Source organism: Prevotella sp. AM42-24 (genome assembly GCF_003461825.1).
Taxonomy (GTDB): domain Bacteria; phylum Bacteroidota; class Bacteroidia; order Bacteroidales; family Bacteroidaceae; genus Prevotella; species Prevotella hominis.
On sequence record NZ_QTXV01000171.1, the window covers coordinates 475 to 941 of the forward strand.

The 467-nt window shown below is 44.3% G+C and carries 1 protein-coding gene; it reads right to left on the reverse strand.

The features are described from left to right. Positions 1-432, reverse strand: a 432-nt coding sequence (locus tag DW917_RS16975; protein ID WP_147344259.1) for a site-specific integrase, incomplete at its 3' end; no start/stop codon positions are given. Between the last annotated feature and the right edge of the window lie 35 nt (positions 433-467).

Below are 467 nucleotides of genomic sequence, written 5' to 3' on the forward strand. Positions count from 1 at the left end.
TAAAATACTCAACTCGCTGATATTCAATAAATAAAAGAATTTACTGTGACTCCTCATGTGAAAGGTTACAGGCTTTTCAATGCCCGCCTCCCTAGCCCATTGCTTCATTCGGTAATTGACAGAGAAATACGATGGCAACGAAAAGACCTTGTCTTCTACCCTAGCCTGTCCCCTTACAGGCATCCATGCCAAGGCATTCTCCGACAAGGGTATCGTCACCACATGGCGACTCTTCACCATCTGCTTGCTAATATAGTATCCCTCTGTACCCTTCCCGATATCAGCCCATCGCAACGACCTTACATCACTAAGGCGCAAGCCACAGAAACAAGCAAAGAGGAAGGCGCATTTCACGGTATCAGCCTTGCACGGCGTAACCATCAGCAATTTGATTTCCTCTATGCTGAGATAACAACGCTTACTCTCTTCAATACTCTGTTAATTCTTATGTAATCGATTGAAAATGA